A 15621-nucleotide genomic window follows, 5' to 3' on the forward strand; every position below is an offset into this window, starting at 1 on the left:
CGGCTTTACGTGCTTTGGCACGTGCGATAGCGGCTTCAACGGCGGCCTTACGCGGGTCGGTGGCTTCAGTCGAAAGCGTTTCGGCGACGTGCTGCTGTTTTTCTGCCTGTGCTGCACGGGCCTGCGCTTTACGTGCTTCACGTGCGGCGGCGACGGCGCTGTTATCTGGCAGAGAGCCGGATTGGATAACAATTGGCTGCGTTGCCTGCTGCTGTTTTTCCTTCACGCGCGCCAAAGCGGCATGAATGGCATCCTGATCTTTCGCGGTTGGCTGTACTGCGGCCTTTTTATGGCGTTCTTCGCGGGCTGCTTTTTCACGTTCGAGACGCAACTGACGCGCTTCAAAGCGCGCTTTGGCTTCCGCTGCTCGCTGTTCCTCAAGACGGATTTCGTTGATCTCCGCTTTTTCTTGGCGGAAATACTGCACCAGCGGAATGCTGCTTGGGCACACCCAGGCGCAGGCGCCGCATTCTATGCAGTCAGAAAGATTATGAGCGGTCGCTTTATCATGCTGCTGGCCTTTGCTAAACCAGTACAGCTGCTGTGGTAACAGATCCGCCGGACAAGCATCGGCACAGGCGCTACAGCGTATGCAGCCTTTTTCTTCTTCCGGCTCACCCATTTCGGCAGGCGAGGGCGCCAGCAGGCAGTTTGTGATTTTGACTACCGGAACGTCAAGCCAGGGCAGGGTGAAGCCCATCAGCGGGCCGCCCATGATGACCATCTGGTCGCTGGAAGGACAAAAATCCGCGTGCTTTAACAGATGCTGAACGGGGGTGCCCAGCCGCGCCCAGACGTTGCCAGGTTGGCCAACGGACTCGCCCGTTAACGTCACGACGCGCTCGGTGAGCGGCTCGCCGTCGATAATGGCGCGTTTAACCGCATAGGCTGTGCCAACGTTTTGCATCAACACGCCGATATCCGACGAGCGGCCGCCGTGCGGAACCTGTTTACCGGTCAGAATTTGCGTGAGCTGTTTAGCGCCGCCGGACGGATACTTGGTGGGGATAACCCGCAGATGAATATGGTGCTGGTCCGCCAGCACCGCACGCATCATTGAAATCGCCTGCGGTTTGTTATCCTCAATACCAATAAGCACCTGCTGTGGCTGCAGGATATGCGCGAGGATCTGAATACCTTCAAGAATTTGTGCGGCGCAATCCTGCATCAGGCGATCGTCGGCGGTGATATAGGGCTCACACTCGGCGGCGTTAATAATCAACGTCTCAATTTTGTCGCCACCGCCGCGCAGCTTGGTCCCGGTCGGGAAGCCCGCGCCCCCTAAACCGGCAACGCCAAACTGATGAATTCGTTCGATAAGCTCTTCGCGGCTGCGATTTTTGTAATCACTCCAGCCGTCGCGAGTCGTCCAGCGATCTTCACCGTCAGCGTCGATAATGACGCTCATTTCCGGTAGCGCAGAAGGGTGGGCGGTAGCGTGTGGCTCAATTGCCACTACGGTTCCGGACGTTGGCGCATGAACCGGCAGCATTTTGCCCCAGCCACGGGTGAGAGGTTGTCCGCGTAGCACGCGATCGCCTGGCTGAACGCTGAGTTCGCCTTCGGCACCAATATGCTGCTTCAGTGGAATAACAAAACGCTGGGCGAGCGGGATCTGACGCAAAGGCGTCCCGTTCGACTGTGTTTTCATTTCCGGCGGATGAATGCCACCGTCAAAATCCCAGATTTTGTCTTTTCTGAACGCGGAGAATAGCTTAAACATGTTGTTCCACAGGAATAATTCGTACCGGGATTGTGTGCAAATCCCATTTCCAACTGTCGGTGGTGGTCTCGACCGGGCGTAATTCAATGCACTGTGTCGGGCAGGGGGCCACGCACAGGTTACAGCCCGTGCACAGATCGCTCATCACCGTATGCATCGCGCGCGTCGCGCCAACGATAGCATCTACCGGGCAGGCCTGAATGCACTTGGTACAGCCGATACAATTGGCTTCATCGATGATGGCGAGCATACGCGCGGGTTCTGCAGCGGATTCATCGGCATCAATCGGCTGAGGATCGACGTTCAGCAGTTCGGCAATTTTTAACATCACCGCTTCGCCGCCTGGGGCGCAGCAGTTAATTTTTTCGCCGTTGCTTACCGCCTCGGCGTAAGGGCGACAGCCGGGGTAACCGCATTGGCCACACTGGCTCTGCGGCAGTAATTCATCAATCTTTTCGACAACAGGGTCATCCTCCACCGCGAAACGGCGTGAGGCATAGCCGAGAATGACGCCAAAAATCAGCCCCAACAGGCTGATTGCAGCGACAGCAATCCAGAAGGTCATCATTACAACTTCACCAGCCCACTAAAGCCCATAAAGGCTAATGACATTAAACCTGCGGTAATCAATGCAATCGCGTTGCCGCGAAAGGGCGCGGGGACATCGGAAACCACCAAACGCTCGCGGATTGAGGCAAACAGCACCATCACCAATGAGAAGCCAACGGCGGCGGAAAAGCCGTACAGCGCTGACTGCAGGAAATTATGCCCGAGGTTGATGTTCAATAACGCCACGCCGAGTACGGCGCAGTTAGTGGTGATGAGCGGCAGAAAGATACCGAGCAGACGGTACAGTGCGGGGCTGGTTTTACGCACCACCATTTCGGTGAACTGAACCACCACGGCGATGACCAGAATAAAGGCCAATGTGCGCAGGTAGATTAAATCCAGCGGAATGAGGATCCAGGTATCGATGAGCCAAGCGCAGATGGAGGCAAGCGTCATAACAAACGTCGTCGCCAGCCCCATCCCCATAGCAGTTTCCAGTTTTTTGGAAACCCCCATAAACGGGCACAGGCCCAGGAACTTCACCAGCACGAAGTTGTTGACCAGCACAGTACCGATAAAGAGCAATAAATAGTCAGCCATCATTTGACCTGTAACGAAAAAAGCCACCTATTATCTGACAAAGTGTCGTCAGCGACAACAGGCTAAGTGTGGGGTTATTAAGCGCGTGTAAACGTGCGTTTTACCCGCGTTGAACGCTTGAAATAAGGAACGATAAGCGCGGCCGCCAACAGCGGAAGCAGCAGCTGGCGTACGGCCAGATCGTCAGCAATCGGTGAGAAGGCAAACGCTTTAACCGCCAGAATTACGCCGACCATCAGCCAAATAATGTAGTGCTTCGGCACATTGCTGCGTCGCTTAAAGAAAGCCACCGTCAGCCACATGGTGTAATACCACATCGCGACAAAAGAGATGAACGACAGCCCTAACAGGGCGACGTTCGACGTCCCCAGGTCTTTTAACAGCGCCAGAGTTTGCGGTGAGAACAGAACGTAGGTGAATTTAACCAGAGTAACGCTGATGCTTATTAACTGAACGATTAACCAGGCCAATGGGCCAAGCAGCCATCCGCCAATACGCTCTGCAGAAATATCTGACATTGTGTCTCCCAAAATCAGCGCCAGTGATGAGGTAAATTACAGGCCGTGGAGTATAAGCAACTGGCGCTGAGGAGAAAACCCTTATTGCACGAAACGCCAAACGGATTTCGGTACCTGGCCCACATCGTACAGACGTCCGCCGGATACCAGTTCAGCGCGACGGTGGTCTGCGGCGCGATACATATTGATCAATTCTTCGGTGCTGGTGAGCGAATAGTTAAGGTGATCATAAAGTTTTTCAAGTGTCTCAAGCGAATTGACTTTGCGGAATTTTAATAAATAATCCAGAACGGTCATTTGTGGGTATCCATTTATAATGTTAATGCCACCAGAAATCGCTTTTCAGCCGAGAGAATATCGGGAAAACGATGCGGTGGTTTCAGTTTTTATCGCCAATGTGATTATTGGCATCCGTTTGATTGTGCATTTAGCCTGTTAGGCTAAATCTCAACGGGATATCCTGGATTATTTGTTTTATACGAATGAATTTCAATAACAGAAATTGTGCTTATTGATTTCACCCCGAAATTAGCGGGCTTTCAAGCGTCTGGACGCCGCATGGCGCCCAGATGAGAGAAGGGGACTAACGATTTTCGCCGCGGCTGGCAATGACGTCCTGATACCAGAAGAAACTTTTCTTACGCTGGCGCGCGAGGTTTTTCTGATGATCAACATACACGAAGCCGTACTGCTTTTTGTAACCGTTCAGCCAGCTTAACAAATCGATGAACGACCACGGATAATAGCCACGAACGTCGGCGCCTAGCGCAATAGCATTTTCCAGCGCATCGATGTGCATACGCAGGAAATCAATGCGCGGGTCGTCAACGACCTCACCATCGATAATGGGGTCAACCGCCCCGAGACCGTTCTCAGTGATGTAGATAGGAATATCGCCGTAGCGATCTTTAATCATCATAATCCCATCGGTCAGGCCCTGTGGCCAAATTTCCCAGCCCCATTCGGTGTAGGTACTTTCCGGGTTACGCACGAAGTAGAACAACCCTTCAACGCCTTGTTCACCGCTGACTTTTTCAGCCGGCGGCTGGGCCGAAACCGTTTCACGACGATAGTAGTTTAGACCGATAAAATCACAGCGGTTTTTACGCAGCAGTTCATCATCGCCCGGCGCAAAACGCGGCACGCCCCACAGCGCCTGAGACTGCGCGAGCAGTTCGTCAGGATAACGTCCTTTCAGAACGGGATCGTAGAACCAGTGGGTGTGAATAGCATCGGCCAGATCGCTGGCCGTTTTGTCTTCCTGGCTCTGAGTCAGCGGAGAGTGGGGTTGCAGCACGTTCACAAAGCCAATTTCACCGTTGATTTGCATACCGCGAAAGGCCTTAACGGCGAGTGCATGCGCAATAAAGACATGGTGACAGGCCTGAATGGCGCGTGCCGGGTTACGCACTGACGGTGGGTGGTTGCCAGTAATATAACCGTGACCAATGAAAACGATGGTTTCATTAAAGGTGGCCCATTTCTTCACCCGTGAACCAAAGCGGGCATAGCACAGACGGGCGTACTCTTCGAATGCTTCTGCGGTCGAACGGGCTTCCCAACCGCCTTCATCCTGCAGCGCCTGCGGCAGATCCCAGTGATAAAGCGTAATCATCGGCTCAATATTATGCGCCAGCAGGTCATCAATGAGGTCGCTGTAAAACTGGATCCCGGCTTCATTCACTTCGCCGCGGCCGTTGGGCAGCAGGCGAGGCCAGGAAATTGAAAAACGGTAGCTTTGCAGGCCCATTTCGGCCATCAGCTGAACATCTTCTTTTACGCGATGATAGTGATCGACGGCAACGTCACCGTTGGTTCCTTGATAGGTTGTTCCTGGCTGGTGGGAAAAGATATCCCATATCGACGGGCCTTTGCCATCTTCATTATATGCACCTTCAACCTGGTACGCCGCGGTGGCAGCACCCCATAAAAAATTCGGGGGAAAAGCAGACATATAACACTCCTTATCTGTGTGATAAGGGGAGTGTAAAGAGGGCTATTAAGACGTGCAACCGGTTTCAGAAACCGGTTGCACAGATGGGATCCGAATCACTTTTTTTCGTGATAACGCTACTTTTTCTGCAGCGCGGCGGTGGCTGCCGGTTCGGGTGACTGATAGTTATCGATATGGTGCGCGACAACCAGCAGCAGAACGGAAAAGCCCAAAATAACCCAGCCAAAAAGCTCAACGATACGATTCATTACGGAAGTCATGAAATTTAGCTAACAGTCCATTGATAAAATAGTGCAGGAGCAAGATCTTAGCCTGCTTTTTCCACAACGCAAGTTTTCAGCCGAAACGATTCGACAACTGATGTTTTTTTCATCACCTCGCCTCCGAAAAGCGGATAATGTTATTAAACTGTTGTATGAAATTGTGAGATAAGGTCAAATAAGAAATCGATTACAAAATGGTTTTAACCGCATAAAACGAAGAATGAGGCTGCATTATGAGTGACCAAATCCGAGTCGGACTCGTGGGTTATGGCTTTGCCAGTAAGACGTTTCATGCGCCGCTCATCAGCGGCACACCGGGTATGGAGCTGGCAGTCGTTTCCAGCAGTGATGCCAGCAAGGTTCATGCTGATTGGCCTGCGGTGACGGTTGTCTCTGATCCTAACGCACTGTTTGCCGACCCTGAAATCGATCTGATTGTAATTCCAACGCCGAACGATACCCATTTCCCGTTGGCTAAGGCCGCACTGGAAGCCGGGAAGAACGTGGTGGTGGATAAACCGTTTACCGTGACACTGTCACAAGCGCGCGAGCTGGATACGCTGGCGAAACAGCAGGGCAAGCTGCTGTCGGTGTTCCATAACCGCCGTTGGGATAGCGACTTCCTGACGGTTAAAGCGCTGATTAATGAAGGCAAACTGGGTGACGTTGCCTATTTCGAATCGCATTTTGACCGCTATCGCCCACAGGTCCGCGCACGCTGGCGCGAACTGCCGGGGCTGGGCAGCGGCATCTGGTATGACTTAGGTTCACATCTCCTGGACCAGACGGTAAATTTGTTTGGCTTGCCGCACAGTATCAACGTCGATCTCGGCCAACTGCGTCCTGGCGCGCAGGCGACTGACTATTTCCACGCGGTACTGACCTACCCACAGCGCCGCGTGGTATTGCACGGAACGCTGCTGGCGGCTGCAGAAACCGCGCGTTACATCGTGCACGGAACGCAGGCGAGCTACGTCAAATTTGGTCTCGACCCCCAGGAAGACAGGCTGAAGAGCGGCGAACGCTTGCCGCAAGCGGACTGGGGCTATGATATGCGTGACGGTATTTTGACCACGGTGGAAGGGGAAACGCGCGTCGAAGAGAACTGGCTGACGCTACCTGGCAACTATCCCGCCTACTATGCAGGGATCCGCGATGCGCTAAATGGTATGGGTGAAAACCCCGTGCCGGCAGGCCAGGCGATTCAGATTATGGAACTGATTGAGCTGGGAATTGAATCGGCGAAGCATCGCGCGGCGCTGAATTTGGTCTGATGACCTGAAAAGGTGAAATCCCGGCAGACACGCGCTGCCGGGATTTTTTTTATCCGCGCAGGACGCGAGCCTTTAACGCCTGCTTCTCTGAATCGCTCAGGAAGGCCATCTCCAGGCCGTTGATCTGCGCCTGGCGGATCTGCTGCGGGCTCAAGCCGGCAGCCGGCGCCGCAACATGGTACTCGTGCTGAATATCGATACCCTGTACGGCCGGATCATCGGTGTTGAGGCTTGCCAGCACGCCGTGTTCGAGGAAGATTTTCAGCGGGTGCAGCGCCAGAGATGGCACGGTGCTGGTTTGAATGTTAGACGTCAGGCAGGATTCAATCCCGATACGTTTTTCTGCCAGATAATCCATCAATGTCGGATCCTGCACCGCTTTTACCCCGTGACCGATACGTTCAGCGCCAAGATCGCGGATGGCCTGCCAGATGCTTTCCGGGCCCGCGGCTTCGCCCGCGTGCACGGTGATGCGCCAGCCGGCGTCGCGCGCGCGGGTAAAATGGTTCAGGAACAGATGTCCCGGGAAGCCCAGCTCATCGCCGGCCAGATCCAGTGCGGTGATACCGTCGCGGTGGGCCAGCAGTGCGTTAAGTTCTTCCTCACAGGCAGCTTCACCGAAGGTCCGGCTCATGATGCCAATCAGACGTGCTTCAACGTGAAATGCTTTACACCCTTCGTTTACACCGGCGATCACCGCTTCGACTACGCCAGCAACCGGCAATTGGTGCGTCATCGCCATATAGCGTGGAGAAAAACGCAGCTCAACGTAATGCAGGCCATTGCGGGCAGCATCTTCGATATTTTCATAGGCAACGCGGCGGCAGGCATCCAATGAGGCCAGCACCTTAACGCCCCAATCCAGTTTGCTGAGAAAACTGACCAAATCGGGTTCATTGCTGGTGACCTGTACGTGCGGGATCAGCGTTTCGAGCGTCGTAGCAGGGAGCGCGAGATTGTACTGGTGGCCAAGGTCCAGAATGGTTTGGGCGCGAATATTGCCATCAAGGTGGCGATGGACGTCGGTTAAAGGCAGGTTAGTATCAATCATGGGTGCACTCTGTTTTTTGTTGAAGGTTTTTAGTTAAAGTGCAAACCATTATAACATAGCGCCTTATTTGATTAAAAGTATTGAAAAAATTACGGATATACAGGGATTTGGTTGCTGTATCAGGGGATTACAGCAGTTTATTTTTTAGCGTCGAATCACAAATCCGCAGCAAAAAATCATCCTCAGCTCGGGGAGAAATCCGCCGATTGTTACTGATTTAGTAACACTGAAGTTCTTTTAGAACTATTTTTCCACCGTAAACAACCCCGTAAATTGCTCGCAGATGAATTGGGCGCGCCATCCATGTCAATGTAAAGGCGCGCCGCTAACTGATGAGGTATTGGGTATGTCTAAAGTGGTTACGTTTAATCGCACCGGCGGTCCAGAAGTGCTGGAAATTGTTGACCTACCGGTAGCGGCTCCAGCGGCTGATGAAGTGCAGATTCGGGTGCAGGCGCTAGGACTTAATCGCGCAGAAATTATGTACCGTAGCGGTCAGTATGTCATTGAGCCCGTATTCCCGGCGCGTCTTGGCTATGAAGCTGCAGGCGTGATTGCAGCGGTAGGCAGCAATGTAGACGGTTTTTCCGAAGGCGACCGGGTTAGCGTCATCCCGTCGTTCATGTTCAACCAATATGGCATGTACGGTGAGCGGGTTAATGCGCCGGTACACGCCGTGGTCAAACATCCACAAAACCTCTCTTTCGAACAGGCAGCTGCGAGCTGGATGATGTTCATTACAGCTTATGGCGCCTTGGTTGAGTATGGCAATCTGCAAGCGGGGCAAAACGTGGTTATCCGCGCAGCATCAAGCAGCGTGGGGCTGGCTGCCATTCAAATAGCCAATATGCTGGGGGCTCGCCCGATTGCGTTAACGCGTACGCACGACAAACACGCGCTACTGCTGAAAGCCGGCGCTGCCGCGGTTATCGCCACCTCAGAGCAGGATATGGTGGCTGAAATCACGCAAGCGACGAAGGGGGAAGGTGTCCATCTTGTTTTTGATCCTGTCGGTGGCCCGGACGTGGCAAAGCTGACGCAGGTCATGGCGCCGCAGGGGATGTATTTCCAGTACGGCGCTCTGGATAGTCGTGATATGCAGGTGCCGGTATTCGACATTCTGGGGAAACATCTCACGCTGCGCGGCTATGAACTGTTCGAGATCACGACCGATGCCGAAAAAATGGCGCGCGCCAAATCCTTTGTGGCAGCAGGTCTGCGTTCAGGAAAACTGCGGCCGGTAATTGATAAAACCTTCCGGCTTGAGGACATTGCCGAGGCCCATCGTTATATGGAAGCTAACGGGCAGGTCGGGAAAATCGTCGTTACCGTGGCATGAGTTCGCTCCACATGCGCGTGAGATATCCGGCAATAACGGAGATTTCCGCTTAACGAAAGTCGATGGCTGCCGGGAAATTCGGCGGCCACGCTTGGTCGCTTCATCGTGCGCGAAGCAGGTGATGCTCGATGTTAAAAGCAGCCTCGCTGGGTGATATTTTTTCCCACCCTAATCACCTTATCACTGTCGGGATCGGCATTGAGAACCACATTACGAATTTGCGGGCAAAATGCCTCCATGCTCTGTTTGCTACATTCCAGTTGCTTGAAAAAACGCGCGTTATTTGCGTCGAGTGCAACCTTTGTGAGGCGTGCACTGTCGGCGCTACACCTATACCCCTGACGATTCATTTCCATGACGGCAGCATGCAGACTCATTCCCGTCACGTGCAGGTTATTTACTTCACGGGCGAACGCATCGTCAGAGACGCGCGTGAAGACGCAGCCGCTAAGCAGGCTGCTCAGCAGCACAAACAGGGCTGAGCGGGAGCAGCTCATTTTGTAGGTTGTTGGCATTAAACAGTTTTAGGTCGTTAATTAGGGATGAGATAGCAAAAGGATGGCAGGTTTCACGCCGACTGCAAATGTGGATAGCGTCGGTATTTGACACCGTGATGTGGAGAAAAACCCCACATCACCTCAATGTTGTTTACAGCCCCAGTTCGGTTAATCCTGGATGGTCGTCCGGTCGCCGACCCTGAGGCCAGTGAAAAAGGCGCTCCGAGGCGCTAATGGGCAGATCGTTAATACAAGCAAAGCGGCGCTGCATCAGCCCATCATCGGCAAACTCCCAGTTTTCGTTACCATACGAGCGGAACCAATTGCCGCTGTCATCGTGCCATTCGTAGGCATAGCGAACCGCAATGCGATGTCCCTCAAACGCCCACAGCTCTTTGATTAAGCGATATTCATGCTCTTTCTGCCATTTTCGTTGCAGGAAGGCCTGTGCCGCATCGCGGCCGTGAACAAATTCGGCGCGGTTACGCCAATAGGTATCAGGAGAATAAGCAAGGGCGACTTTTTCCGGGTTACGGCTATTCCAACCATCCTCGGCGAGGCGTACTTTTTCCATGGCGCTCTCACGGGTAAAAGGCGGCAGCGGTGGGCGAATGCTCATTAGATAATCCTCATGGTTAACGCAGGTAGACAGGTCTGTCTACCTGCGTTAACCTAATCCGCCATAAGGGCATTGTCAACGGTGAAAAACAAGGTGATGGAAAGAGTGGATAGGGGCCAGCAGGCAACCAGCGCACGCGAAAAAATTCTACTTTCGGCGCATGAACTGTTTTATCGACACGGGATCCGAGCAACCGGTATCGATAAAATCATTGCGCAAGCTCGCGTAACGAAAGTGACCTTTTATCGGCATTTTCCCAGCAAAAACGATCTGATCCTTGCCTACCTGGAGTATCGCCATACCCGCTGGTTAAACAGATTTTCGCAAAGCATCAAGCAGCACCATGCTGATGGGCGTTCGCCCGCCGACGCGCTGGCGAACGCCATGGCAGACTGGTGGGAGAACCCTGATTTTCGCGGTTGTGCATTTTTAAACGCGACGGCGGAGATGGGGGAAGCGCTGCCGGAGATTATGCCCGTGACCCGGGCGCATAAAGCCGCCGTAGCCGATGTGTTGGCGCACACCTGGGGTATTGAAGATCGGACGCTTATCGCAATGCTGGTCGTGGCCCTTGACGGCGCGATTATGCATGCACAGATGGGGGTTGATGTTTTGACGGTGAAACAACAACTACGAGCCATTGTGGCTGCAATGATCGGGGAGTAGCGAAAAGCCCTTTCCGACAAATATCCATCCGCCGCTGCGCTACAGTGTCTTCATATTTGATTTCACAGGAGTCGCGCTTTGTTAAGTCATATGCGCATTGCCAGACCCGTTACCGATCTTGAGAAAACCTGCCAGATGTACTGCCAGGGGTTGGGTTTGCAGAGAATTGCCGATTTCAGGGATCATCAGGGCTTTAGCGGTGTGATGGTCGGGAACGAACGGCTCAGTTGGCACCTTGAATTTACGCTTTGTCATCATCATCCAATCGCACCATCGCCAACGGATGACGATATGCTGGTGCTTTACTACCCCGATGTCACACACTGGCGGCAGGTTTGCGATCATATGACGGCCGCCGGTTTTAGCCCCGTCGCCGCCTTTAACCCTTATTGGGATATCAAGGGACGGACGTTTATTGATGGCGACGGTTATCGCGTGGTGGTGCAAAACCAGTCATGGCCCGTGCGTTGAGGTATTGGGAAGTGTCAGACGACGCAGCACCGGCCAGCGCTGCGCCGTAGGCAGATTATTGCAGGGTGCGAATGGCCGCAATCAGGCGGTTGACACCGTCTTCCAGCTTCACCCGCGGGCAGCCCGCATTCAGACGAATAAAGCCGTTACCTTCTTCGCCGTAGGTGTAGCCGGGCATGATCGCCACTTTTTGCTGTTTAATCAGCACATCCTGTAATTGTCGGTCGTCGATGTTCAGCGGGCGTAAATCGATCCATGCCAGATAGGTGGCCTGCGGACGTTGCCATTCCAGCGCGGGAAACGCTGCGTTCAGCGTCTCTTCGATATAGCGCATATTAGCCTGTAGATAATCGCGCAGCGCATCCAGCCACGCTTCACCGTGTTGATAGGCCGCAATGTGGGCCACCAGAGCGGGAACCGACGGTGAAGAGAGGCCATCACGCCCTTTGAGCGCATTGAGATAGCTATCGCGTGCGCCGGCGTCGGCGATTAAGCCATAGGCGCCGGTGAAGGCCGGAATGTTGAAGCTCTTGGAGCCGGAAGTAAACAGCGCCCACGGCCCCTGCGCTACGTCGCACCAGGGAATGTGCGAGTGCCCATTCCAGGTCATATCCATATGGATTTCGTCGCTAATGACTCGTACGTTGTGTTTTGCGCACAGCGCCGCCATGGTTTCCAGTTCGTCACGGGTCCATACTTTGCCGGTTGGGTTTTGCGGGCTGCACAGCAGCAGCACGCTGTTCTGCGGCTGGGAAAGCGCGGCTTCCAGCCTGTCCATATCGCAGAACCACTGGCCATCTTGTTTCTCCAGCGGCACGCCGACAATCTGCCGCTGATTGCCTTCAATGGTTTTAAAGAATGCGTTGTAGGCTGGCGTGTGAACCACGATACCATCGCCCGGCGCGGACCACTGGCGAATCATCTCGGCAACCATATAAATGACAGAAGGTCCGTAAACGATGCTATTGGTATCAATCGGGGTATGAAAACGGTGGGCGAACCAGTGGGCAATCGCGGGTAAGAATTCGTCGTTTTTCCAGCGGCTGTAGCCAAACACACCGTGGGAAAGGCGTTTGCTCAGAGCGTCGAGAATGCAGGGCGCGGTGGCAAAATCCATATCTGAAATAGTAAAGGGCAGCAGGTCGGCGTCACCAAATCGGTCAGCGACGTAATCCCATTGGGTGCACCAGGTGCCGTGTCGGTCAATCACCGTTGCAAAGTCAAACATGTGAAGTTCCTAGCGAAGAGAAGATGGGGGCTATTTTGCCCCTGTTTTTCACAGGGGCAAAGGGATCAGGCGCTAACGGTGTTCATTAGGACCGACATTTCGTCTTTCACTGACTGTACCTGTGGGCCAATCACCACCTGCAGGTTATGCTGGTTGAGTTTCACCACGCCGATGGCGCGATTCGCTTTCAGCACCGCTTCATCAACTTTACTCATGTCGTGAACCGACAGACGCAGACGGGTGATGCAGTTGTCGAGGGAGACGATATTCTCAGCCCCTCCAAGCGCCGCCAGAATGGCCGGAACATTGTAGCCCGATTTACCGGTAACGCCGCTGGTGGCGTGGTCAGCAGCCGGCGTAGTATCCACATCGCGACCCGGCGTTTTAATGTTAAAGCGAACGATAGCGAAGCGGAAAATCGCATAGTAAACCGCAAACCAAACCGCAGCCACAACCGGGACCAGATACCACTTGGTCGACAGACCGTGCAGGATCCCGAAGACCACAAAGTCGATGATGTTGCCGTCGGTATTCCCAATGGTCACGCCGAGGATCGCCATCATGGTGAAGCCCAGGCCGGTCAACAGCGCGTGAATCACGTACAGCACCGGTGCCACGAACAGGAACAGGAATTCCAGAGGTTCTGTGGTGCCACCGATAACGCAGGCAATGACGCCGGAAATCAACAGACCTTTAATTTTATGGCGGTTTTCCGGGCGAGCACAGTGGTACATCGCCAGTGCCGCACCCGGCAGGCCGCCGAGGAACGCCGGCATTTTGCCCTGTGACAGGAAGCGGGTTGCGCTTTCAGAGAAGCCGTGGGTAGTTGGACAGCTCAGCTGCGCCTGGAAGATGGTCAATGCACCGCTGACGCTATGTCCACAAACGTCCATGGTACCGCCGGCTTCGGTGAAGCGGATCAGCGCGACCAGGATGTGGTGCAGACCAAACGGCAGCAGCAGACGCTCGCCGGTACCAAAGATCATCGGGCCGAAATCACCGGCGCTGTTGATAACATGGCCCAGCGCGTTGATCCCCATTGCGAAGATCGGCCACACCAGAGGGATAACCAGACCTACCAGTCCTAACACTACGGTGGTGATAATCGGGACGAAGCGGGTACCGCCAAAAAAGGCCAGCGCGTCCGGCAGACGAATGGTGTTGAAGCGCTCGTGCAGCAGCCAGACGATGATGCCGGCGATGACTGCGCCTAAAATCCCGGTGTCGATAGACTGAATACCGAGGATGTTCTGAATATTGTTAGCTTTCAGAATGGCGGCATCGGTGGTCGGCAGGATGCCTTTCGCGGTCAGCCAGAAGTTAACGGCCAGGTTCATTACCGCATAGCCAACGAAACCGGCAAAGGCGGCCACGCCTTTGTTGTCACGCGCCAGACCCAGAGGGATAGCGATACAGAACATCACCGGCAGGAAGCTAAAGGCGAACGAGCCAACTTTGCTCATCCAGATGAACAGCGCTTGCAGGAACGGCTTATCCAGCCACGGCAGCAGGGTGAGAACATCGTGGCTGCTTAATGAACTGCCGATCCCGAGCATGATCCCGCAAAACGAGAGCAGAGCAACCGGAAGCATAAACGTTTTACCCAACTGCTGGAAAAATTCCCAGAGGGTGAATTTTGGTGCGGTTCTCGCCGTCATGAAACGACTCCTTAGTCCTGAAAAAGGGTTTCTGATAATCACGGGACAGGAAGATAAAACGTTTTATCATTTTTTAGTGAGAAACAAATCACAAAAGCAAGTGATAATACAGTTTATAAAGTACCCCTATTGATAAAACGTTTTAGCGAATGAGTAAAAGGAGTCGCGCAGGAGACATGGCGATTGCAAAGAAAGTCACCATTAATGATGTCGCACTGGCGGCCGGTGTATCCGTTAGCACCGTCTCTTTGGTGCTAAGCGGCAAGGGACGAATTTCATCGGCAACGGGTGAACGGGTTTATCAGGCTATCGATCAACTGGGGTTTGTGCGTAACCGCCAGGCGGTATCATTACGCGGTGGGCAAACGGGCGTCATTGGCCTGATTGTCGGCGATCTCTCGTCGCCATTTTATGCGGAATTGACGGCCGGTATGACCGCGGCGCTTGAGTCCGAAGGCAAAATGGTGTTCCTGACCCAGGGCGGCAAACGCGGTGAACAGATGCTGCAACGCTTTGAGACGCTGGTGTCGCAAGGGGTCGATGGCGTGGTGATTGCCGGCTCGGTCGATCAGGCGGCGGAATTGCGGGCGAAAGCGGCGGAAACCGAGACGCCGCTGGTCTTTGCTTCCCGCGCCAGCTATCTCGATGAAGTCGATATTATCCGCCCCGATAATATGCAGGCGGCACAATTGGTGACCGAACATCTGATACGCCGCGGCCATCAGCGAATTGCCTGGCTTGGCGGTAAAAGTTCATCGCTGACCCGCGCGGAGCGGGTGGGTGGCTACTGTTCGACGCTGATTAAGTATGGTTTACCGTTTCATAGCGAATGGGTGCTGGAGTGCGAGTCCAGTCAGAAGCAGGCCGCAGAAGCTATCGCGGGGCTGCTACGCCATAATCCGACCATCTCTGCCGTGCTGTGCTACAACAGCGTCATTGCGATGGGGGCATGGTTTGGCCTGATGCGCGCCGGGATTCAAAGCGGCGAGGATAGCGTCGAGAGCTACTATGAGCAGCGCGTTGCGCTGGCGGCCTTTGCCGACGTGGCGGAGAACGCGCTGGACGATCTGCCGCTGACCTGGGTGACGACACCGGCCAGGGAGATGGGGCAAAGCGTCGCCGAACGCATTCTGCAGCGCATAGATAACGTGCAGGGCAGCATTCGCAATTTGATCATGCCGCCGCGCTTATTGGCGCGGAAATAAAAAAAG

At 54.0% G+C, this 15621-nt stretch carries 17 protein-coding genes; 6 read left to right on the forward strand and 11 right to left on the reverse strand.

Features of this window, described 5'->3' with window-relative positions:
- The 7 genes from rsxC to blr all read right to left on the reverse strand — a co-directional run.
- Positions 1-1723, reverse strand: a 1723-nt coding sequence (gene rsxC, locus KCR01S_RS02600) for an electron transport complex subunit RsxC (protein WP_061279601.1), incomplete at its 3' end; no start/stop codon positions are given.
- Entirely contained in the window at positions 1716-2291 is a 576-nt protein-coding gene (rsxB, locus tag KCR01S_RS02605) for an electron transport complex subunit RsxB (RefSeq protein ID WP_061279602.1), read from the reverse strand. The genes rsxB and rsxC, both read right to left, overlap by 8 nt.
- Entirely contained in the window at positions 2291-2872 is a 582-nt protein-coding gene (gene rsxA / locus KCR01S_RS02610; protein WP_061279603.1) for an electron transport complex subunit RsxA, read from the reverse strand. Before rsxA ends, rsxB begins: the two co-directional genes overlap by 1 nt.
- Positions 2873-2949: 77 nt before the next feature.
- Positions 2950-3390 (reverse strand): DUF2569 domain-containing protein, encoded by a 441-nt coding sequence (locus KCR01S_RS02615; RefSeq protein WP_061279604.1) that lies wholly within the window; start codon positions 3388-3390, stop codon positions 2950-2952.
- An 81-nt stretch (positions 3391-3471) separates the two neighbouring features.
- Complete coding sequence (gene ydgT / locus KCR01S_RS02620; RefSeq protein WP_061279605.1) at positions 3472-3687, reverse strand: transcription modulator YdgT; 216 nt, start codon at positions 3685-3687, stop codon at positions 3472-3474.
- Between the two features lie 286 nt (positions 3688-3973).
- Positions 3974-5344: a GH1 family beta-glucosidase gene (locus KCR01S_RS02625; protein ID WP_061279606.1), complete on the reverse strand. Its 1371-nt coding sequence runs from the start codon at positions 5342-5344 to the stop codon at positions 3974-3976.
- A 116-nt stretch (positions 5345-5460) separates the two neighbouring features.
- On the reverse strand, positions 5461-5604 hold the full coding sequence (blr, locus tag KCR01S_RS02630; protein ID WP_061279607.1) for a division septum protein Blr: 144 nt from the start codon (positions 5602-5604) through the stop codon (positions 5461-5463).
- Between the two features lie 236 nt (positions 5605-5840).
- Here blr and KCR01S_RS02635 point away from each other — a divergent pair, with 236 nt between their 5' ends.
- Positions 5841-6881 carry an oxidoreductase gene (locus tag KCR01S_RS02635; protein ID WP_061279608.1) on the forward strand — a complete coding sequence of 347 codons (1041 nt, stop codon included), beginning with the start codon at positions 5841-5843 and terminating at the stop codon, positions 6879-6881.
- Positions 6882-6930: 49 nt separating this feature from the next.
- Here the strand turns inward: KCR01S_RS02635 and add are convergent, their stop codons facing one another.
- Positions 6931-7932: an adenosine deaminase gene (gene add / locus KCR01S_RS02640; RefSeq protein WP_061279609.1), complete on the reverse strand. Its 1002-nt coding sequence runs from the start codon at positions 7930-7932 to the stop codon at positions 6931-6933.
- A gap of 346 nt (positions 7933-8278) precedes the next feature.
- On the opposite strand from add, the gene KCR01S_RS02645 reads away from it, so the two are divergent.
- Both KCR01S_RS02645 and KCR01S_RS25045 read left to right on the forward strand, forming a co-directional pair.
- Positions 8279-9271 (forward strand): zinc-dependent alcohol dehydrogenase family protein, encoded by a 993-nt coding sequence (locus KCR01S_RS02645; protein ID WP_061279610.1) that lies wholly within the window; start codon positions 8279-8281, stop codon positions 9269-9271.
- A 128-nt stretch (positions 9272-9399) separates the two neighbouring features.
- Positions 9400-9753, forward strand: a complete 354-nt coding sequence (locus tag KCR01S_RS25045) for a hypothetical protein (protein WP_061279611.1) — start codon at positions 9400-9402, stop codon at positions 9751-9753.
- Positions 9754-9919: 166 nt separating this feature from the next.
- Here the strand turns inward: KCR01S_RS25045 and KCR01S_RS02655 are convergent, their stop codons facing one another.
- The gene (locus KCR01S_RS02655) at positions 9920-10387 is read right to left on the reverse strand and encodes a nuclear transport factor 2 family protein (protein ID WP_061279612.1); all 468 of its coding nucleotides are present in this window, start codon (positions 10385-10387) and stop codon (positions 9920-9922) included.
- A gap of 96 nt (positions 10388-10483) precedes the next feature.
- Here KCR01S_RS02655 and KCR01S_RS02660 point away from each other — a divergent pair, with 96 nt between their 5' ends.
- Both KCR01S_RS02660 and KCR01S_RS02665 read left to right on the forward strand, forming a co-directional pair.
- Positions 10484-11053, forward strand: a complete 570-nt coding sequence (locus KCR01S_RS02660; RefSeq protein ID WP_072277070.1) for a TetR/AcrR family transcriptional regulator — start codon at positions 10484-10486, stop codon at positions 11051-11053.
- A gap of 90 nt (positions 11054-11143) precedes the next feature.
- Positions 11144-11524, forward strand: a complete 381-nt coding sequence (locus KCR01S_RS02665; protein WP_061279614.1) for a VOC family protein — start codon at positions 11144-11146, stop codon at positions 11522-11524.
- Positions 11525-11579: 55 nt separating this feature from the next.
- Here KCR01S_RS02665 and KCR01S_RS02670 read toward each other — a convergent pair whose 3' ends face one another.
- The gene (locus KCR01S_RS02670; RefSeq protein WP_061279615.1) at positions 11580-12752 is read right to left on the reverse strand and encodes a MalY/PatB family protein; all 1173 of its coding nucleotides are present in this window, start codon (positions 12750-12752) and stop codon (positions 11580-11582) included.
- Between the two features lie 65 nt (positions 12753-12817).
- Entirely contained in the window at positions 12818-14410 is a 1593-nt protein-coding gene (gene malX, locus KCR01S_RS02675; protein ID WP_061279616.1) for a maltose/glucose-specific PTS transporter subunit IIBC, read from the reverse strand.
- A gap of 176 nt (positions 14411-14586) precedes the next feature.
- On the opposite strand from malX, the gene KCR01S_RS02680 reads away from it, so the two are divergent.
- Positions 14587-15615 (forward strand): Mal regulon transcriptional regulator MalI, encoded by a 1029-nt coding sequence (locus tag KCR01S_RS02680; protein WP_061279617.1) that lies wholly within the window; start codon positions 14587-14589, stop codon positions 15613-15615.
- The last annotated feature ends 6 nt before the right edge of the window (positions 15616-15621 follow it).

This window comes from Kluyvera cryocrescens NBRC 102467 (genome assembly GCF_001571285.1).
Classification (GTDB): domain Bacteria; phylum Pseudomonadota; class Gammaproteobacteria; order Enterobacterales; family Enterobacteriaceae; genus Kluyvera; species Kluyvera cryocrescens.